Here is a 19,476-nt window from a genome sequence, read left to right as displayed (position 1 = left end):
CTTGCCCGTCTTCTGTCCACTGCCCGCTGTCTTCCGGCCCATGTCCGCCCTCTCCACGCTCGGCCTCCACAAGACGTACCGCAGCCTGTTCGGTGCGGGCGTCGAGGCGCTGCAGCCGCTCGACCTGACCGTGGAGCGCGGCGAGATTTTCGGCCTCCTCGGTCCGAACGGGGCGGGCAAGACGACACTCGTCAAGCTGCTGCTCGGGATCGTCCGGCCGTCGGGCGGCGAGGGGCGGCTCTTCGGGCGCGACATCCTCTCGCCCGAGGCGCGGCAGGCCGTCGGCTTTCTGCCCGAGAGCCACCGCTTCCCGCCCTACCTCACCGCCGCGCAGACGCTCGACCACTACGCCCGCGTGGCCGGGGTCGCGGAGACCGACCGGGCGCGGCGCATCCCAGCCCTGCTGGAGCGGGTCCGCATGGCGAAGCGGGCCGACACGCGCGTCCGCACCTTCTCGAAGGGCATGATGCAGCGCCTCGGCCTCGCCCAGGCCCTCATGAACAGCCCCGACCTCGTCTTCCTCGACGAGCCGACCGACGGCGTGGACCCGGTCGGCCGCCGCGAGATCCGCGACCTCCTCCTGGAGATCAGCGCGGGCGGCACGACCATCTTTCTCAACTCGCACCTCCTGAGCGAGGTCGAGCAGGTCTGCACCCGCGTGGCGATCCTGAAGCACGGCGCGCTCGCCCGGATCGGCTCGGTGGACGAGCTGACGGCGCAGGACCGGACCTACGAACTCCGCTGCACGCCGCTCCCCGGCACGCTCGGCCCTGACCTCCGCGCGCTCTTTAGCTCAGCGCCGGCGACCGGGACCGCCGAGAGCGACCTCGTCCGCTACCGGCTCGGAGTGCAGGACCGGACGGCCCTCAACGCGGCTCTCGACGCGCTCCGGGCGGCATCCGTCGAGATCGAATCCGTGCAGCCGCTCCGGCAGAGCCTGGAGGACTTCTTCGTCGAAGTAGTAGCACCCTCCGCTGGGGCTGCTGAAACCGCTCCGCCTGAGCACAGCGAGGATGGAGGGTAGACGATGGATGATTGCCACTCCGTCCTCCACTCTCCATCTCCTATCCTCCAGCCCTTATGCTCGGCATCGTCCTGCTGACCCTCCGCGAGCTGCGGTCCAAATTCATCATCGTCGGCCTGTTCGGCGTGGCGACGTTCGTGTGGCTGATGCTGACGTTCGCGCTCAACCTCGACATCGTGGACGGCACCCTCGCCGGGCTGAGGATTTTCGGGCAGGAGGCTCCGCTCGAGGAAGAGGTGCAGGTCCAGAACCCCGAGACGGGCGAGGTGGAGACCGTGCAGAACCTTCCGTTCGGCGAGAACCCGCTCGAGAAGATCGTGGTGACGGTCGGGCAGGTGGTCTCGGGGATCACGTTCTGGGTCGTGCTCCTGCTCGGGCTCTTCGCCACGGGCTCGCTCGTGACGTCGCTCATGGAGCGCGGGCAAGTGGACCTCCTGCTCTCGAAACCGGTCTCGCGGACGACGCTCCTCGGGGGGCGCCTGGCGGGCGTGCTGGCCGTCGTGGCGGTGCTCGTGGTCTACGTCCTCGGCGCGGTGTGGCTCGTGATGTCGCTCAAGAGCGGGATCTGGAACGGCGGCTTCCTGCTCGGGGTCGGGACCGTGCTCGCGTTCTTCGCCGTGCTCTACGGCGTCGTGGCCTTTGTCAGCGTGTGGACCGAGAGCAACGCCCTCGCGCTCATCGTGGCGCTCGGGGTGATCGTGGCCTCGCTCGTCCTGACGGCCGCGACGAACCCAGAGGCCATGACGCAGCTTCGGCAGCCGTGGCGCGAGGTCTACGTCGGGCTCTACCACGTCTTCCCGAAGTTCCCCGGCGGCACGGCGATGACGTGGAGCCTCGCCGGCGGCGAGCCGGTCGGGTCGTGGTGGCCGCTGACCTCGTCGGTGCTCTTCGGCGCGGCCTGCTACGCCGGGGCCTTCGCCCTCTTCCGCCGGAAGGACTTTTAGGAGCGGACGAGCGGAGGAGAGAAAGAGCGGATGCACTCCAGCATGCACCACGGAGCTATTCTTCCTCGCTTTCGCTCTTCCTCGCTTTCGCTCTTTTCCCCACCGCCGCAACTTTGCCGTCCGGCGACGCGAACAACGAGGCTGTACCCTCCAACCCAGCCATTCCATGCGACGCTCCCTCCTCTCCCTCTTTGCCTTTGCGCTTCTCGCTGCCGGCTGCGAGAACGTGCAGGCCCCCGGCGACGACCTCGCGCTCCAGACCCGCAACGCGCTCGACGTGCTCCCGGCAGGGGTCGAGACCGTCGGGATGATGAACCTCGACGAGGCGCGTGGCTCGGACGCCTTCGACCTCGTCTCGGGCGGCGAGCTATCCCTCGACCGCCTCCAGGGGGAACTCGGAGCCCGGTTCGACGACTTCATCGCCGCCACGGGCTTCAACCCGGAGGAGAACTTGCACCGCGTCTACTTCGGCGCTGCCACCGACCCCGGCCGGGGCGACGCTCCCTACTTTGTCGCCTACGCCGACTACGACCGAGCCCGCCTCGACGCCTACATCGACGACCAGCCCGACCTCGACCTGGAGCGCTCCACCTATGCCGGCGTGCCGGTCTACACGTCGCTGGAGAGCGAGGACGGGGGCCTGGCCTTCGCGCTCGTCAACGACGACATGATCGTGGCCTCGGCCTCGGCGGGCGTCCGCGACATGCTCGACCGCATCCAGTCCGGCACGCCCGGGCTCAGCAGCGATGCCGAGATGATGGCCCTCATCGGGCGGGCCGGCTTTCCCGACGACATGTGGATCGCTGTGCGCGGCTTCGAGCCGTCGAGCGACGACACCAACCCCTTCGGCCAAACCGGGCGCATGATGGACGACCTCGTGCTGTCGGTCGGGTTCGAGCGCGACGGCGTCGGCCTCAAGGCTACCGGCATGACGCGGGCCGGCACCGACGCCGCCGACGTGGCCGACCTCGTGCGCGGCACGGTGGCGACGATGAAGATGTCGGTCAAGGCGGACGATGCGATGCTCGACGCCCTCGACCGGGTGAAGGTGCGCGAGGTGCGCGGTGGCGTCGAGGTCGACGTGTTTCTGACGGACGCGGCCCTGCGCTCGATGCGCAGCCAGGGCGACGCGTGACTCGGCAAGGCTCCTGGCGTTGTCCACGCCCCTGCCGGCTCCGGTCGGTAGGGGTTTTTCGTTGGACGCCCCGGCGGCGCGTGCCGCGTGCGTAGATTCCGCGCCGTCTCTCTCGCCGCACACGCATGGTCCACACGCACGTCACCGACGCCCTCCCCGCGCTGGACGCGCTGCCCGCCATCCCGCGCCCCAACCGCGTCCTGCTGACCACGCCTGCGCACTTCCGCGTCGACTACGTCATCAACCCCCACATGGCGGGCAACGTCGGCTCGGTCAATGCCGGCCAGGCGCGGCGCGAGTGGGGAGCGCTGCGCGACGCCTACGGCGGCCTCGGCGTCGAGGTGAGTACGGTGGAGGGCGCAGCGGACCTACCGGACATGGTCTTCTGCGCCAACCAGACGCTCCCCTACCAGACCCCCGGCGGCGAGCGCGGCGTCGTCCTCAGCCGGATGCACGCGGCCCAGCGCAAGCCCGAGGTGGCGCACTACGCCGGGTTCTTCCGAGAGGAAGACTACGAGGTCCACAGCCTCGACGCCGACCTGCCGGGCGACTTCGAGGGCATGGGCGACGCGCTCTGGCACCCCGGCCGCTACCTCCTCTGGGGCGGCTACGGCTACCGCACCGACGCCGAGGTCTACGAGCGCCTCTCGAGCGCCCTCGGCTTCCCGATCGCCGCGCTCCGCCTGACCGACCCCGACTTCTACCACCTCGACACCTGCCTCTGCCCGCTCGACGAGCACACGGCGCTCGTCTATCCCGGCGCGTTCGACGACGACGGCCTCGCCCTAGTCCGTCACTACTTCGCGCGCGTGATCGAGGCCCCGGAGGACGAGGCCCGCCGCCTCTTCGCCTGCAACGCCCACTCGCCCGACGGCCGGCATGTGATCGTCCAGCGCGGCTGCGCCGGGACGAACGAGAAGCTGCGCGAGGCCGGCTACGAGGTCATCGAGGTAGACACCGGCGAGTTCCTCAAGGCCGGCGGCTCGGTCTTCTGCATGAAGCTGATGTTCTGGTGAGCCCAGCGACGAGCGACGAACGACGAGCGACGAAGGGGTGCCGAGACGAACTCGCCACCCGTCACGCGTCGCTCGTCGTTTCGATCATCATCCCAGCGCTCGACGAGGAAGAGACGCTTCCGGCGACGCTGGCGAGCGCGCTCGGGCAGCCGGGGCCGAAGGAGATCATCGTCGCGGACGGCGGCTCGGGCGACGCGACGCGGCAGATCGCAGGCCGGGCAGGCGTGACCGTCGTGTGCGCACCGCGAGGACGGGCCCGGCAGATGAACGCTGGCGCGGCGATGGCCACGGGCGACGCGCTCCTCTTTCTCCACGCCGACACCCAGCTCCCCGACGGCGCGCTGGACTGCGTTCGCGAGGCGCTGCACGGCGGCAGCACCGCAGGCTGCTTCCGGCTGCGCTTCGACCGGGGCGGGTTCTGGCTCTGGCTCTGGTCGCGCCCGGCCTGGATGCACTGGCACCGCTGGGCCTTCGGGGACCGCGCCCTCTTCGTTCGCCGCACCGACTTCGACGCCGTCGGCGGCTTCCCGGACCAGCCCATCTTCGAGGAACTCGACCTCGTCCGGTCGCTCCGGCGGCGGGGCCGGTTCGCGTTCCTGCCCGAGGCTGTCGTGACGAGCGCCCGTCGGTTCGAGGCCGTCGGAGCGCTCCGGCAGCAGCTTCGCAACTGGGCACTCTGGGGCGCGTGGTGCCTCGGCGTGGACCCGGAGCGCGTGGCGCGGTTCTACCCGACCCACAAGCAAACGGCGGGGACAGACTCTACATAAGCCTGCCCCCGCCGCACCGGCGACTCGGAGGAAGTCAGCCGAACCTAGAACTCGAACGGACCTAGAACTCGAAGTCGCCCAGTTCGCTGATTGGGAAGGCTGCGGTGAAGCCGCTGCCCGTAAAGATGGTGTACATCGTGCCCTGGCGGTTGATGAGGTAGACGTCGCCGCTCTCTTCCTGGAAGAAGGCGGCACCCACCGACGAGATGGGGGCAGAGCCGTTCCCGAAGTCAGCCGGAAAGTCGAACACGTTCGAGAAGCCGTCGGAGCCGGTGAACCACTCTTGCCACTCCGTCCCGTTGCGGTTGAAGAGGATGACGCTCTCGCCGTCGGAGCCGTAGGCCGCGCCGATGCCGCTGAGGTCGTAGCCGAAGTCGTCGAACTCGTCTTCGAACGAGGATTCGGTGTCGAAGGCGGCCTTGTCGCGCTCGTAGGTGGTGTAGGTATCGCCGTCGAGAGCGAAGAAGTACGTTTCGTCGTCACCGAAGACGCTGGCCGCGGCCCCAACGTCGCCGAGCGGGAGGTTGCCGTCCTCTACGTCGTTCAGGTCGTCGGCGTCGGAGACGGCTCCCGTCACGGGGTTGAAGAGGAGGAAGCGGTCGCCGTCGGTGTTGAAGAAGTTGATGCGGCTGTCGCCCGCGTTGGGGTAGGCCGCGCCAAGTTCCTGGCTCGCGCTGCCGGAGCTGCCGCCGAAGGGAAAGGCCGCCGAGGTGCCGTTGGCGACGTTGCCGGCTGCATCGCGGACGCCGTTCGCCGTGACGGTGTAGGTGACGCGCTCGTCATCGCTGAGTTCGCTGGCGAGCACAATCGTGACCTGGGTGCCGGTGCCGCTTGCCGAGGCCACCGCAGCGCCGGGTGTGACGGTGAAAGCCGCCGATGTGACGGAGGTGGGGTCGAGGGCTTCGTCGAACGTCGCCGTGATCGTCACGCCGTCGTCTGAGTCGGCCGAGAGGAGAACCGGGGCCGTGGTGTCGGCATCACCGCCGCCACCGCCGTCGCCGCTGTCGCCGCTGTCGCAGGCGGCGAGGCTGAGGGCGAGCACAAGCGCAGCGAGCCAGCGCGTAATCGGGAAGGTCGTGAGAGTCTGCATGGGTTTCGTCCGTTGTGTTGGAGGTCAAAGTCGGGGGCCGATGCGCTGGCCTTCACCCCCTCACGCAGCATTCCGGCCGCCGACCGATCATGGCACGCCTTTTTCTTCGGCTAGCGCCCGTAGTTTTCCTGGTATCCGATCTATGCCTAGATGGAGCACGACATCACCGAACTGCTCGCGGACCTCAGCGGCGGCGACGAGAACGCCGTCAACGCGATCTTGCCGCGCATCTACGACGAGCTGCAGGCGATGGCGCACGGCCAGCTCCGCCGCGAGCGCGCCGACCACACGCTCAACACGACCGCGCTCGTCCACGAGGCCTACCTCAAGCTCGTCAAGCAGGACCGCGTCACCTGGCAGAACCGCGCCCACTTCTTCGCCATTGCCTCGACCGCGATGCGGCGCATCCTCGTCAACTACGCCCACAAGCGCAACGCCGAGAAGCGCGGCGGCGGCGAAGCCCTCGCCACGTTCGAGGAGGGCATGGGCAGCCCGGCACGCGAGACGAAGGCGGAGGACCTGATCGCGCTCGACACGGCGCTCGAACGGCTCTCGGCGATGAGCGAGCGCCAGGGCAAGGTCGTCGAGTACCGCTTCTTCGGCGGCCTGACGCAGGAAGAAATCGCCGAGGTGCTCGGCATTTCCGTCCCGACCGTGCGGCGCGACTGGACCTTCGCCAAAGCCTGGCTCAGCCGCGAACTAGCCGACGACCTACCGGACTGAGCGGTCGCAGCGAGATTTCCTGCGTATCGGTCTGACGACCCGCCTTGCACCCGTGCTCTGCCGATGGACGCCGCCCGCTGGACCTCGATTCAGACCCTCTTCGAAGCCGCCCTCGACCGCGAACCGGCGGAGCGCGAACCCTTTCTCCGCCGTGCCTGCCGCGGCGACGCCGCGCTCTACCGCGAGGTCGCCTCCCTCCTCGACGTCGAGGTCCACACCCTCTTCGAAGGCTTCGCCGCTGACGCCGTCGACCTGCCGGGGCTGCTCTCGATGGAGGGCGAGGCGGTCGGGCCGTACCGCATCGCCGAGGAGGTCGGGCGCGGCGGCATGGGGGCCGTCTACCGCGCCGAGCGCGCCGACGGAGCCTTCGAGCAGACGGTGGCGCTGAAGATCGTCAAGCGCGGGATGGACTCCGAGGCCATCCTCCGGCGCTTCGAGCAGGAGCGCCAGATCCTCGCCCGGCTGGAGCATCCCCACATCGCCCGCCTCCTCGACGGCGGCGTGGCGGGCGACGGGCGGCCCTACTTCGCGATGGAGTTTGTGCGCGGCGAGCCGGTCACGGCGTACTGCGACGCGCGCGCGCTCGGGGTCGAGGCGCGGCTCGCGCTCTTCGAGCAGGCGTGCGCGGCGGTCGCGTTCGCGCACCGGTCGCTCGTCGTCCACCGCGACCTCAAGCCATCGAATATCCTCGTCGCCGAAGACGCGGGGGGAGTCCCGCAGGTCAAGCTGCTCGACTTCGGCATCGCCCGCCTGCTCGACGTGGAGCAGGACAGCGACCTGACCTGGACCGGGCTCCGGCCGATGACGCTGGAGTATGCCGCGCCCGAGCAGATCCGGGGCGAGGCCGTCACGACCGCCGCCGACGTGTACGCGCTCGGCGTGCTGCTCTACGAACTCCTCACCGGCCGCCGTCCGCACGCGCTGGGCCGGAACCGCACCAAGCAGTTCGAGCGGTCGATCCTCGAAGAGGACCCCGTCGCCCCGAGCCTGGCTATCGCCCAGACGCTGCCGCCCGAGGCCACGAAGAGCGGCCGGGCCGTGACGCCGGAGGGCGTCGCTCACGCGCGCAGCGCGACCCCGGACCGCCTGCGCCGCCGCCTCGCGGGCGACCTCGACACGGTCATCCTCAAGGCGCTGGAAAAAGATCCCGAGCGGCGCTACTCGTCCGTCGAGGCGTTCATCGAGGACGTGCGCCGCCACCGGCAGGGCGAGCCGATCCGGGCGCGGCGGGCGACCGTCGGCTACCGCGTGCGCAAGTTCGCCTCGCGCCACCGCACGGGCGTGCTGACGGCAGCCGGGGTGATCGTCCTACTGGCGGCGGTCGTCGGGGTGTACACAGCGCGCCTCGCCGATGCCCGCGACCGGGCCGAGCGAGAGGCTGGCAAGGCCACCGAGATCGCCGCCTTCCTGACCGATCTCTTCGAAGCGTCGGACCCGCTCCAGACGCTGGGCGACACGCTCTCCGTGCGCGACCTCCTCGCCTCGGGCGTCGCACGCATCGACGCGCTCGGCGGGCAGCCGGCTACGCAGGCCGACCTCCTCGGGACGCTCGGCGAGATCTACCTCAACCTCGGCGACCCGGCGCAGGCGGAGCCGCTGCTTCGCCGCGCCGTCGCGCTCCGGCGGCCGGCCGGCGACGGCGGCGCGCTCGCCCTGTCGCTCCGCCGGCACGGCACGGCGCTCCGCCGCCTCGACCGCACCGAGGAAGCACAGGAGGTTACCGAGGAGGCGCTCCGGCTTCATGAGGCGACCCTCGGCCGCGTCCATCCCGAGACCGCCAAGACGCTGCGCGATCTTGGGGAAGTTGCACAGGCGCGGGGCGCGTACGACGATGCCGAAACTCATCTGCGCGAGGCCCTAGCCGTCCAGCGCCAGGTGCTCCCCGACTCCTCCGAAGACCTGGCTCTGACGCTGGGTACCCTCGGCGAACTGCTGGAGCGCGTCGGCCGTCTGGACGAGGCCGAGGCCTTTACCGTCGAAGCGCTGGTGATCGAGCAGCAGGTCTACGGCGACGACCACCCGTTCGTGGCAACGACGCTCGTCAACCTCGGCGTCATCCGGCGCGAGCGAGGTGACATCGAGGCCGCCGTGAGCGCGTACCGTCAGGCGCTCGCCGTCACGCAGCGGGTCTATGGCAGCGATCACCCCGAGACGGCGACCGTGATGCGCAACCTGGCCTCGGCCCTGCGCGACCAGGAAGCCTACGACGAAGCCCTCGCTCTCTACGAGCGTGCCCTGACGATCCGCCGCGACCGCCTCGGGCCGGACCATCCGCGCGTCGCAAACCTGCTTAACAGCCTCGCCCGGCTCCACGACGCGCGCGGCGACCTCGGCGCGGCCGGAGCCGCGCAGGAGGAAGCGCTCGCCATCTACCGACGGAGCGACCGGCCCGAGCCCGCACTTCTCGCCCCGGCACTCCACAACCTCGCCGAACTGCGCGAGACGCAGGGCCGCGACGCCGAGGCCGAGGCGCTCTACCGCGAGTCGCTCGCCACGCTCCGGGCCGCCCTCCCCGCCGGCAGCACCGATTTCGGGTTTCCGCTGACGAGCCTGGGTACGTTTCTGACCCAGCGCGCGGCGCACGGCGAGGCCGTCACCCTGCTCCGCGAGGCGGTCGCCGTGCGCCGCGACGGGCTGCCGCCGGGGCACCGGCTTACGGCGCAATCGGAGCGGCGGCTGAGCGATGCCCTGGCTGCGCTGGAGCGGTTCGATGAGGCCGAGCGCGTGCTGACCGAGAGCCTCGCCCGGCTGCGCGAGGCCGGGGCAGGCGGGTCGCTCACCGCGCAAGCCAACGACCGGCTCGCCGCCGTCCGCGCGGCCAGGCAAGAAAGTTGACCGTGCGATGATCGGTTTGGGGCCGAGGTGCTGCGTGAGGGGATAGAGTATCCGTTCAACCTCCAGCACCATGACCCGCATCGCTACCCTCCTCGCCCTGTTCACGCTCACGCTGCCGGCCGTCGCCCAGGACTCCGACGGCGACGGCGTGCCCTCCACGCTCGAAGAAACCGGCTACCGCTGGAACGCCGGCCCCGACGTGTTTGAAGCCTGCACGCCGGGCGTCGACAATCCGTGCTTCGTCACCGACCCGGCCTCGTGGTCGAGCGACGGCGACCCGTACAGCGACGGTCAGGAGGCGAGCGGCGTCAACATGGACAGCGCCGTGCCGCGTCCGTACAACAGCCCGCTTGTGGCCGCCTACCCGGTGATCGAGGTCGCCCTCGGCAGCTACTCGTTCACCTCGACCTCCACCATCACCGACTCCAACGGGACGACCCTCTCGGAGAGCGAGACGATTGCCTACGGAGCCGAGGCCACAGTCTCGACCTCCGTCACGGCGGGCGTCGAGTCGAGCTTTCCCGGCGGCGTGACGGGCAGCGTCGAGGCGACGGCGTCGTTCTCGGCGACGGTGTCGTACTCGGGCGAGCAGACCTCCGGCAAGGAGCTGAACTGGGAGACGGCGACGCAGACTTCGCTGGGCGACGCGGGGATTCTGTTCCTCTCGGTCGCGGTGCGCAACTCCGGCGGGGCCGCCGCCCGCAACATCCGCCCGACCTTCAATGTCTTCATCGGCGACGACCTCATCCAGACGATCTTTCCCGACGACGTGATCGAGACGCTCGACCCCGGCGCGGTGAGTCCTCCCGTGGTGCCGACCGTCAACGGGGAGTCGCTCGGGATCACGCTCACCTTCGACCGGCTGCGTGCGCTCCAGACCGGAGCCCCGGTGCGGATCGAGGTCGTCGAAATCATCGCCGACATCCGGCGGTGGTCGTTCGAGACGAGCCAGTGGGGGTGCGGCGCGCAGGGCCAGGAGACGTGCCCGTGGTCGGACTTCCAGAGCCAGATTCTGCCGCGTACGCTCCGCCTGCTCGTGGACTTCGGCTACACCAACGACCCGGAGGCCGTCATTCCCTTCGGCGTCCTGGGCAGCCCCTACGAGTTCCGCGTCTACACCGGCTCGCCCTCCGCCAGCCCGGAGAATACGCTCCGCGACGTGCTGCTCTTTCTCGACTACAACGGCGTCGGGACCGAGGGCGACGCGCTCGACATCGACGCGGCAGGCGACGCGCTCGTCATCGAGGGCCGCGCCTACCCCGACGCCTGGCTGCTGACCGAGCAGTACGGGGGAGACGGTCCCTTCGGCCCGATCGAGGCGGCGTGGAACGCGGCCGGACAGCCCGACAACCTGCTCAATGTCGTCATGCCGACGCAGGCTACGCTCCAGATGGCAAGCCCCGATCCCGAAAACGCCGGCCCGATCATCGCGGCGACCTCGCTCTCCGAGGACCTGCTCGGCGTCCGGGCAGTCGCCATCGCTAAAGGCAACCTGCCCGTCGTCTCCGCCGAGGCCCACGTCACCCAGTACGGCGGCACCCAGGTCGTCGTCCCGATGACGCTGTCGGACGACGGCACGGTCTGGACCACCGAGGGCTCCGATGCCGACCCCTTCCTCGTCCCCGCCGGAGCCGCGTCGTCGTACGTCGTCTTCACCGACCTCAGCGGTGCCAGCCGCCGGACCACCGAGCCGCTCGGCCTCCCGATCCGCCCGGCACCGACGTGTGAAGAAGCAGACTTCCGCGACTTCCGCGACAACCCCGCCGCGTCGGGCTTCGACGTCATTCTCTTCCCCGACAGCGACCTCGACACGCCGGTCGAGACCTACTGCGGCAGCGAGGCTACGGCCGAGTACTTCTGGGTCCCGAAAGCGACCGACCTCGGCGTGAATGGGCTGTACGGTGCCGTATTCATCGACGAGCGCACCGTCATCGCCACCGGCACGGAGTCGATCATCCGCTCGACCGACGGGGGGCGGACGTGGACGACGGTCGAGGTCGACGGGCTGAACGCCGTGCTGTGGGACATCGCCCGACGGCCCAATACCGGGACGCTCATCGCCGTCGGCGGCAACGGCAAGACAGGCACGACACTTCGCTCGACCGACGACGGCCTGACGTGGACCTTCTCCGACACCGGCACCTCCCGCACCATGCTCAGCGTGGACCACGGCGGCGGCGACACGTGGTACGCCACCGGCGAGGACCGCATCATGACTTCGACGGACGACGGCCTGACGTGGGTGAGCGTTCCTACGAATCCGGGTCCTGTCTTCAACCGCATCAGCGTCGCTTTCCGCGATGCCCAGACCGGCATCGTCCTCGACGAGGGCAACGGCAGTGGCGGCACCGGACGGACCTGGCGCACGACCGACGGCGGGCAAACGTGGGAGAACGTGTTCGTCGCCACCACCGTGACGGACGTGACCTACGCCGGGGACGACACCTGGTACATCGCGCAGAACCTGGGCACCCCGCGCCGTGTGCTCCGGTCCCGCCAGAACGGCAATGCTGACTCGTGGGAGATTCTCGACCTCCCCTCGAACGCAACCTCGCCCCGGTCCGTTGACTTCCTCACGCCGAACTTCGGCTACGTCGCGGGGAACGGCGGCGTCTTCCGCACCGAAGACGGCGGCGAGACGTGGACCGGCGAAAGCGCCAACGGCGTCAGCTTCCGGGCCGTCGCAGCCTTCGACGCCAACCGGAGCCTCGTCGTCGGCACGTCCGGCCGCGCTGCGCTGACTACCTCGGGCGGCGGCTTCCCTGCCCCGGTTCCCGTCGCCAACGAGGACTCCGAGCCCAGCACTGCCCCCGTCACCTTCAGCCTCGACTCCGCCTACCCCAACCCGTTCCGCGACCAGGCCACGCTCGCCTACTCGCTCGGCCAAGCGGGCGACGTCTCGCTCACGGTCTTCGACGTGCTCGGCCGCCGGGTGGCAACGCTCGTGGACGCGCCGCAGGCAGCGGGTGCCCACACGGTCCGGTTCGACGGGCGCGGCCTCGCGGCAGGGGTCTACGTCGTCCGCCTCCTCGTCGGCGACCGAGCCGAGACGCGCCGAATGACGCTGGTTCCCTGAGGCTAGCTAGCTCAGGTTTGGCGCGGGGGCGAAGCGTGGCGGCTCGCCCCCGCGCTTATCTTGGGCGAGCGGAGGCGGAGCGCCCTGGCCTCCCCTCTCGCCCCGCCTCAGCGCACCCGACCGCTCGTGCCTCTTCCGGTTACGGACCCCGTCCTCATCGTCGCGATCACGATGGTGATCCTGCTCGTCGGGCCGCTGCTCTTCGAGCGCCTGCGCATGCCCGGCCTGGTGGGGCTGATCGCCCTCGGCGCGGTCGCGGGGCCGAGCGTGACCGGCCTGCTGGAGCGCGACGCGACGTTCGTCCTCCTGGGCACGTTCGGGCTGCTCTACCTGATGTTCATGGCGGGGGTCACGCTCGACCTCGGCGAGTTCCGGCAGCAGCGCCGGGCCGCGCTCGCCTTCGGGCTCGCGTCGTTCGCCGGGCCGATGGCGCTCGCGCTCGTGGCCGGGATGGGGGTGCTCGGATATGGGTTTGCGGCGGCGGCTCTGCTCGGAAGCATCGTCGGGAGCCACACGCTCCTGGCGCTTCCGCTCGCCCGCCGGCTGGGGGTCGCGGGGGAGCGGCCGTTCGTGATCGCCACCGGCGCGACGCTCGTGACGGACCTGCTCTCACTCATCGTGCTGGCCGTCGTGCAGGGCGTCGTAAGCGGCGAGACCGGCGCAGGGTTCTGGGTGACGTTTGCCGGCGGGGCGGCCGTGTGGACGCTCGCCGTGCTGGCTGGGCTGCCGCGCCTCGCGGGCCAGTTCTTCCGGCGCGTCCGGCGCGAGGACGACGCGGCGTTCGCGTTCCTACTTGCCGCCGTATTCCTCGCCGCGTGGACGGCCTCGCTCGTCCGCCTCGCCCCGATCATCGGGGCCTTCCTCGCCGGAATCGCCCTCAACCGGCTCGTCCCGAAGCGGAGCCCGCTGATGACCCGGCTCCGCTTCGTCGGCGACGCGTTCCTCGTCCCGTTTTTCCTCGTCTCGGTCGGCCTCCTCGTCGACGTCCGGGTGCTCGGCGCGCTGGACGTGTGGGTGCTCGCGCTCGCCTTCACCGGCCTCGTCGTAGTCGGCAAGGGCCTCGCCACGCTTGCGCTCGCGCCGGTCCTCGGGTTCTCGCGGGACGAAGGCGTGGCCGTCGCCGGGCTGACGATGCCGCAGGCGGCCGCGACGCTCGCCGTCACGCTGGTCGGGTTCGAGATGGGCCTCTTCGACGCCGTCGCCGTCAACGCGGTCGTGCTGACGATCGTGCTGACGTGCCTCGTCGGGCCGACGCTGGTGCGGGTCTTCGGGCGGCGGGCGGCTCTCGCCGCCGCCGACGCGCCCTACGAACCGACCGAGGCCCCGGAGCGGATCATCGTCCCGCTCTCCAACCCGGAGACGGCCGAGGAACTGATGCAGCTCGCGCTGCTGCTGCGTAGCCCAGCGAGTGAGCAGCCAGTCTACCCTCTCGCCGTGGCGCGGGGCGGTCCGGGCGAGGCCGCGCGCGTGGCCGAGGCCGAGGCGCTGATGGAGCGGGCCGTCGAGTGGGCGACGGCCGCCAGCGTCCCCGCCGTCCAGACGGTGCGGATCGACGACAACCCGGTGGTCGGTATCGTCCGCGGCGTGCGCGAACTGCGGGCCTCGGAGATCGTGGCGGGCTGGAACGGCGAGTGGACGCCGGGCACGGCTGTTTTCGGGCACGTCATCGACGGCGTGCTGGAGGACACCCGGGCGATGATGATCGTCGCCCGCCTCGCCGCCCCGCTGGCGGCGGCTCAGCGCATGGTGGTCCTCGTCCCGCCGCTCCTCCACCGCGAACCGGGCTTCGCCCGGGCGGCACGCGCGCTCAAGGTGCTCGCGGCCGGCAAGAGCCTCCCCCTCGTCGTGGTCGCCGAGCGCGAGCATGCTGCGGACGTCGAGGCGCGCCTGCAAGCGGCCGAGCCCGAGGCCACGCTCACCCCCTACCCGGTCGCGCAGTGGCGCCGGCTGGTCCGCTCCCTCGACGGCCTCGTGAGGCCCGGCGACATCGTCGTCGCGCTCAGCGTGCGGAGCGGGTCGGTGGCGTGGCGTCCGGGCGCGCAGCGGCTGGTCCGCGTCCTCGCCCGGCGCTTCCCCGACTGCGATCTCCTCTCGGTCACGCTCTCCGAGACCCGCGTAGACCCCTACGTGCGCGAAGCCGAGCCTTCAGTCGAGGACGCGGCTGGCGCGTTCAGCGTCCCACCGGAGCGGCTCACGCCGGGCCTGTGCACGGGCAGTACCGAGACGCTGCTCCGGGGCGTCATCGCCCCCGCGTTCTCCGATACGCCGGCCGAGGCCGCGCCACTCGCCCGCTTGCTCGCGCTCGACGGCGGCAGCCCCGAGCGCGGAACGCCGGAGGTGACGCCGGGGGCCGTTCTCTATCACACCCACACCGAGCACGCCGACGCGCCCGCGCTCTACGTCGGCACCTGCCCTGAGGGGGTCCGCCTTCCCGGTGCCAGCGAGCCCGCCCGCGTCCTGCTCGTCGCGCTTGCCCCGGCCGAGATGGACCCTGACGCCTACTTCCGCCTGCTCGCGGCGGCGGCCCGGACGGTGCGCGAGCCGGAGACCGTCGAGGCGCTCGCGCAGGCCCCGACGCCCGAGGTCATGCAGCGCGTCCTGCGGTCTGCTTTCCGCGAAAGGCTGACGTGAGGCCGGACCGTGAGGCCGGGCTGCCGTATCTTGGGCGTAACGGAAGCCAGGGGTGCCGCGCCTGCAATCGGGAGGCGGCTGAGACAGACCCTCCGCACCTGATCCGGTTCGCACCGGCGTAGGGAGTGCTCCGACCGGCACAGGTCCGGCTGGCTTTTCCCCTCACCCCAGCCGCCTACGCCATGACCCGCCTTCGCCTCGGCCTCGAGTGGTTCCTCAACCCGGACCACGTCCCCTTCCTCCTCGCCCAAGACCGCGGCTGGTTCCGCGACGCCGGGCTCGACGTCGAACTGATCGAGCCTGAGGAGCACCTCGACGCCGTCGAAGCGATTGAAAACGGCGAGATGGAGTGCGCCATCACCGAGCCGCTCCACCTCGTCGAGGACCGCGCCAAAGGTGAACTCTGCGTCGGCTTCGCGCGCTTCCTCCACACGAATGGCGGCGTGATGGCGACGGCCGAGATCGAGCGCCCGCGCGACATGGCGGGCACGCGCATCCAGTACCCTGGCGCGCCCGGTCCCGGCGGTCCCGCGATCGTCGCCACGATGGTCGAGGCCGACGGCGGCCCGGCCGGCACCGAGGACGGCTACGGCCGGGTCAACAACTCGTTCTACCACACCGACGCCCTCGCCGAGGGCAAGGCCGACGTGGCGACGCTCGTCTTCTACAACTTCGAGATCGTCGAGGCCCGGCACCGCGGGCTCGACGTGCGGATGTTCGCCCTCAAGGACTGGGGCGTCCCCGACTTCTGCCAGCTCGTCCTCATCACGCACCCCGACAAGCTCGCCGCCGAGCGCGACACGTTCGCGCGCCTCGTCCGCGTGCTCCGGCGCGGCGTCGACGCCGTCAAGCAGGACCCCGAGGCCGCCCGCGAGGTCTACTTCCGCCGCGCCGAGGCCGACCCCGGCGACGCGCTGACCGGGGCGATCTACGACGCCACCGTTCCCTGCTTCACGCACGACTTCTCGATGAGCACGGCCTACTACCGGCAGTTGGAGAACTGGATGAGTGAGCGCGACCTGATCGCCGCGACACCCGGCGCAGACGCCTACTGGACCAACGACCTCGCGCTCTGACGCTCTGCCCGGCGGCTGTGAGCCTCACCGAGCATCTCACGCCGGGATCCTACAGTGACACAGCCGAACTGAAGAACTTCGCGCTCAACCTGCCGACAGGCTTGGTCCTACACGGCGGCAGGGCCTACAACGAGTACCCCACCGAACCGAAGGGTGGTCGAGACGAGCTTCAGTTCGTTGGAGCGCCTGCTACCGACGCCGGTCCACGCAGTGACGGCGCGGAGGTTCGAGTTGAAGGCGTTCCTGTCGGTGCTCACGCTGAGACCGGAGCGGCTCCCGTACCACGCAACTTGAGTTATCTAGAGCAGGTCCAACTGCCCTTCCGCGACGGGGTTGAAGCGGACGGTCCCGGGCCGCCCCGCCATCGCGGCGATCTGGCGGACGAGCCGCTCGAAGTCGTCGGGGTCGTTCACGAAGTCCATCGTGGTGCCGTCGATGATGAGCAGGGGACCTCTCGTGTAATGCTTGAAGTATTGGTCGTACGCCCCCGACAGCTCTGCGATATAGTCCCGGTCCATGTCCTTTTCGTAGTCCCGCCCGCGCTGCGCGATGTTCTCCATCAGCCGGTCCACGGAGCTTTGGAGGTAGACCACGAGGTCGGGCTGCGGCGTCGCCGTCTCCATCAGGCCATAGAGCGTTTCGTAGAGTTGCAGTTCGTCGCCCGAGAGCGTGATGTGGGCGAAGATGCGGTCCTTGTCGAAGGTGTAGTCGGCGACGGTGGCGTGGTGGAACAGGTCGCCCGCACCGAGGGCTTTCTGCTGGCGGAAGCGGCTGGCGAGGAAGGCGAGCTGGGTGTGGAAGGCCCAGCGCACGGCGTCGCGGTAGAAGTCGGGGAGGAACGGGTTCTCTTCGAACTCTTCGAGCACGAGCCGCGCCCCGGTCCGCTCGGCGAGGAGCCGGGCGAGCGAGGTCTTCCCCGCACCGATTACGCCCTCGACGGCGACGTAGCGCAGCGCCTCGGGCAAGAGCGGCTCCGTGTCGGCGAGCGAGGGAGCGAGGCGGTGCGCCGTCCGGCGGATGGAGCCGGCGTCGGGGCAGTCTTCCAAAAGCTGCCGGACCGGTGCGTCGAGGACCGGAACCACGAGGTCCGGGGCGAGGTCGGCGAGGGGGTGGAGGACGAAGCGGCGCTCGGCGAGGCGTGGGTGCGGGACGGCGAGGGCCTCAGTACGGATCACGCGGTCGTCGTAGAGCAGCAGGTCGAGGTCTAGCGGCCGGGCAGCCCAGCGGGCGGCGTCGCCGGAGCGGTCGCGGCCGGCGGAGCGCTCGATGCGCTCGAAGAGGGCGAGCAGGAGGTCCGGCTCGAGCGTCGTCCGCAGTTCGGCGACAGCGTTGAGGTAGGGCGGCTGCGGCTCGCCGCTGCCGAGCGTGTGGGCCTTCGACTCGTAGACTGGCGAGACGGCTCCGGCGCGCACCTCGGGCTCGGCGGCGAGCACCCGGATCGCCGTCCGCAGTTGGGCCGCCCGGTCGCCCAGGTTCGCGCCCAGGCCCACGAATACGCGTGCCTCGTCTCTCATCCCCGCACGGCTCTGTAGACCACTTCGGCCCGGTCCACGGACCCGCCGACCGGCGGGTTCGCCTTGCGCACCGTCACCTCGGCCCGCTCAACGATAGCGAACGCCTCCAGCACCGCCTGCGCGATCTGGTAGGCCAGCTTCTCGATCAGGTAGAACTTGTTGCCGGTCACATGCTCGCGGACGAGGCTGTAGACCTGCTCGTAGTCGACGGTCCGGTCCAGGTCGTCGTTCTCGGCGGCGGCGCGGAAGTCGAGGTCCATCGCCACGTCCACCTCGTAGCGCCCGCCGATGCGGTGCTCCTCCTGCATCACGCCGTGGTGCGCGTAGAACACGGCGTTGACGAGCCGGACGGTGCCGGTCGAGTCGGCGGAGCGGGAGTGGTCAGTCATGCGAGCCGGTGGTGGATGCCGAAAGATAGCGCCATCGGGGGCCAGGTCACGCCCCCTCTGCCGCGCTCTTTTTCTTCCGGTCGCGGACGAGCCGGACAGCGAGCAGGACCGGCAGCGCGCTGTGCCAGAACAGGTCGAAGATGTCTTCGGGGCGCGTCAGGTCCCCTGCGAGGAGCCACTTCAGGTCGCGCCACAGGTGTGGCTCGGGCACGAACGGCGCGAGCGCCATGAAGAGCGCTCCGGCGGCGAGTATCCATAGCGGGACCCGGTCGAGCCAGCGCATCACAGCCCGAGGGTTTCGAGCAGGGCCGCGTCCTCCGGCGCGAGGCGGCCGGCGGTGCGGTCGGCGAGGAGACCGGAGACGAAGAGGGTGCCGTAGATGCCGAGCACGGAGTCGCTGCGCTTGGCGTGCTCGTTGAAGAAGGGGACGACCGAGGCGTTGCGCATCGCCTCCCCGACGCGGATGCCGCGCGGCCCGAACGGCCCGTCGGGCGCGGCGGCGGGGAAGCTCCTCTCCGGCTCGAACTGCTTCTGCCCGAAGTGGCAGCCGGTGCACTGCGTCGGACTCTGGAGCGGGCGCGGCTCGGTCGCGGTCGCCGCCGCAAGCCGTCCGTCGGCACCGTAGACGAAGAAGTCCCAGAAGCCGTCGGCGCGGCGGAGCTTGACGGTCGTCTCGGCGAGCGCGCCGTCCACCCGGTGCTCGCCGACAAGCGTCGTGCCGACGGGGTAGATGAGCCGGTCATCGTTTTGCCGGTACCCTTCGAGCGCCGCGCGGAGGCTCGCCATCGGGACGAAGATGTGCCGCCGGGCGTTCGTCATCACGCCGTCGATCTCGACCGTGAACCAGGCCGGGTCGCCGCCGGCGTAGGGCGCGCTAGTCCGGAACGCGCCCAGCGTCGGCGGCAGGCCGCGCGCCGCGGCGTAGGTCCGGTCGACGAAGTCGATGAACTCGTCCCAGTCGATGGCCGCGTCGCCGTCGGCGTTGGCGCTGTCGAGCGCGGCGCGCCAGCGGGCGTCGAGGCGCTCGGGGTGGAGCCGGAAGTCGCCGTCGCCGGAGAGCAGGCCCGCCTCGAACGCGTCGCCGCCGTCCGGGCCGAGGTAGGAGCCGAGGTAGAAGCGCAGCAGCCGCTCCGGGTTGCGCTTGTCGAGGTCCAGCAGGAGACCATTTTCGCCCCCCCCACCGCCGCACCCTGTGAGACAGAGCAGACACACGAGAGGATAGAGCATGGAGGATAGAGAATAGCGCGCGCTCCTCC

The 19,476-nt window shown here is 70.4% G+C and carries 16 protein-coding genes and 1 riboswitch; of the genes, 10 read left to right on the top strand and 6 right to left on the bottom strand.

Annotation, left to right across the window (positions count from 1 at the left end; all coding sequences use genetic code 11):
- The first annotated feature begins 40 nt into the window (after window positions 1-40).
- The 5 genes from AAGI91_03790 to AAGI91_03770 all read left to right on the top strand — a co-directional run bounded on the left by AAGI91_03790 (window position 41) and on the right by AAGI91_03770 (window position 4,886).
- The gene (locus AAGI91_03790) at window positions 41-1,024 is read left to right on the top strand and encodes an ABC transporter ATP-binding protein (GenBank protein ID MEM1041730.1); all 984 of its coding nucleotides are present in this window, start codon (window positions 41-43) and stop codon (window positions 1,022-1,024) included.
- Between the two features lie 56 nt (window positions 1,025-1,080).
- Window positions 1,081-1,968, top strand: a complete 888-nt coding sequence (locus tag AAGI91_03785; GenBank protein ID MEM1041729.1) for an ABC transporter permease subunit — start codon at window positions 1,081-1,083, stop codon at window positions 1,966-1,968.
- Window positions 1,969-2,134: 166 nt separating this feature from the next.
- Entirely contained in the window at window positions 2,135-3,103 is a 969-nt protein-coding gene (locus AAGI91_03780) for a hypothetical protein (GenBank protein MEM1041728.1), read from the top strand.
- Window positions 3,104-3,228: 125 nt separating this feature from the next.
- Window positions 3,229-4,119, top strand: a complete 891-nt coding sequence (locus AAGI91_03775; protein MEM1041727.1) for an arginine deiminase-related protein — start codon at window positions 3,229-3,231, stop codon at window positions 4,117-4,119.
- Window positions 4,116-4,886: a TIGR04283 family arsenosugar biosynthesis glycosyltransferase gene (locus tag AAGI91_03770; protein MEM1041726.1), complete on the top strand. Its 771-nt coding sequence runs from the start codon at window positions 4,116-4,118 to the stop codon at window positions 4,884-4,886. The genes AAGI91_03775 and AAGI91_03770 overlap by 4 nt, the downstream gene beginning before the upstream one ends.
- A gap of 61 nt (window positions 4,887-4,947) precedes the next feature.
- Here AAGI91_03770 and AAGI91_03765 read toward each other — a convergent pair whose 3' ends face one another.
- Window positions 4,948-5,976, bottom strand: coding sequence for an Ig-like domain-containing protein (locus tag AAGI91_03765; GenBank protein ID MEM1041725.1), 1,029 nt, complete (start codon window positions 5,974-5,976; stop codon window positions 4,948-4,950).
- A 150-nt stretch (window positions 5,977-6,126) separates the two neighbouring features.
- On the opposite strand from AAGI91_03765, the gene AAGI91_03760 reads away from it, so the two are divergent.
- From AAGI91_03760 to AAGI91_03740, 5 genes are all read left to right on the top strand, one after another.
- On the top strand, window positions 6,127-6,699 hold the full coding sequence (locus AAGI91_03760) for a sigma-70 family RNA polymerase sigma factor (GenBank protein MEM1041724.1): 573 nt from the start codon (window positions 6,127-6,129) through the stop codon (window positions 6,697-6,699).
- Between the two features lie 63 nt (window positions 6,700-6,762).
- Entirely contained in the window at window positions 6,763-9,534 is a 2,772-nt protein-coding gene (locus AAGI91_03755; protein ID MEM1041723.1) for a serine/threonine-protein kinase, read from the top strand.
- A 70-nt stretch (window positions 9,535-9,604) separates the two neighbouring features.
- The gene (locus AAGI91_03750) at window positions 9,605-12,610 is read left to right on the top strand and encodes a binary toxin-like calcium binding domain-containing protein (protein MEM1041722.1); all 3,006 of its coding nucleotides are present in this window, start codon (window positions 9,605-9,607) and stop codon (window positions 12,608-12,610) included.
- A 126-nt stretch (window positions 12,611-12,736) separates the two neighbouring features.
- Complete coding sequence (locus AAGI91_03745; GenBank protein MEM1041721.1) at window positions 12,737-15,241, top strand: cation:proton antiporter; 2,505 nt, start codon at window positions 12,737-12,739, stop codon at window positions 15,239-15,241.
- Window positions 15,242-15,279: 38 nt separating this feature from the next.
- Window positions 15,280-15,384: riboswitch (TPP riboswitch) on the top strand.
- 39 nt (window positions 15,385-15,423) lie between these two features.
- On the top strand, window positions 15,424-16,317 hold the full coding sequence (locus AAGI91_03740) for an ABC transporter substrate-binding protein (protein ID MEM1041720.1): 894 nt from the start codon (window positions 15,424-15,426) through the stop codon (window positions 16,315-16,317).
- 107 nt (window positions 16,318-16,424) lie between these two features.
- Here AAGI91_03740 and AAGI91_03735 read toward each other — a convergent pair whose 3' ends face one another.
- The 5 genes from AAGI91_03735 to AAGI91_03715 are packed head-to-tail and all read right to left on the bottom strand — an operon-like array spanning window position 16,425 to window position 19,447.
- On the bottom strand, window positions 16,425-16,574 hold the full coding sequence (locus tag AAGI91_03735; GenBank protein MEM1041719.1) for a hypothetical protein: 150 nt from the start codon (window positions 16,572-16,574) through the stop codon (window positions 16,425-16,427).
- A 42-nt stretch (window positions 16,575-16,616) separates the two neighbouring features.
- The gene (folK, locus tag AAGI91_03730) at window positions 16,617-17,831 is read right to left on the bottom strand and encodes a 2-amino-4-hydroxy-6-hydroxymethyldihydropteridine diphosphokinase (protein ID MEM1041718.1); all 1,215 of its coding nucleotides are present in this window, start codon (window positions 17,829-17,831) and stop codon (window positions 16,617-16,619) included.
- Window positions 17,828-18,220 carry a dihydroneopterin aldolase gene (gene folB, locus AAGI91_03725; protein ID MEM1041717.1) on the bottom strand — a complete coding sequence of 131 codons (393 nt, stop codon included), beginning with the start codon at window positions 18,218-18,220 and terminating at the stop codon, window positions 17,828-17,830. The genes folK and folB overlap by 4 nt, the downstream gene beginning before the upstream one ends.
- A gap of 46 nt (window positions 18,221-18,266) precedes the next feature.
- Entirely contained in the window at window positions 18,267-18,503 is a 237-nt protein-coding gene (locus AAGI91_03720; GenBank protein ID MEM1041716.1) for an RND transporter, read from the bottom strand.
- Window positions 18,503-19,447: a hypothetical protein gene (locus AAGI91_03715; GenBank protein ID MEM1041715.1), complete on the bottom strand. Its 945-nt coding sequence runs from the start codon at window positions 19,445-19,447 to the stop codon at window positions 18,503-18,505. Before AAGI91_03715 ends, AAGI91_03720 begins: the two co-directional genes overlap by 1 nt.
- Window positions 19,448-19,476 lie beyond the last annotated feature (29 nt).

Source organism: Bacteroidota bacterium (genome assembly GCA_038746285.1).
Lineage (GTDB): Bacteria > Bacteroidota > Rhodothermia > Rhodothermales > JANQRZ01 > JANQRZ01.
This window is presented reverse-complemented; position numbering and strand designations above follow the sequence as displayed.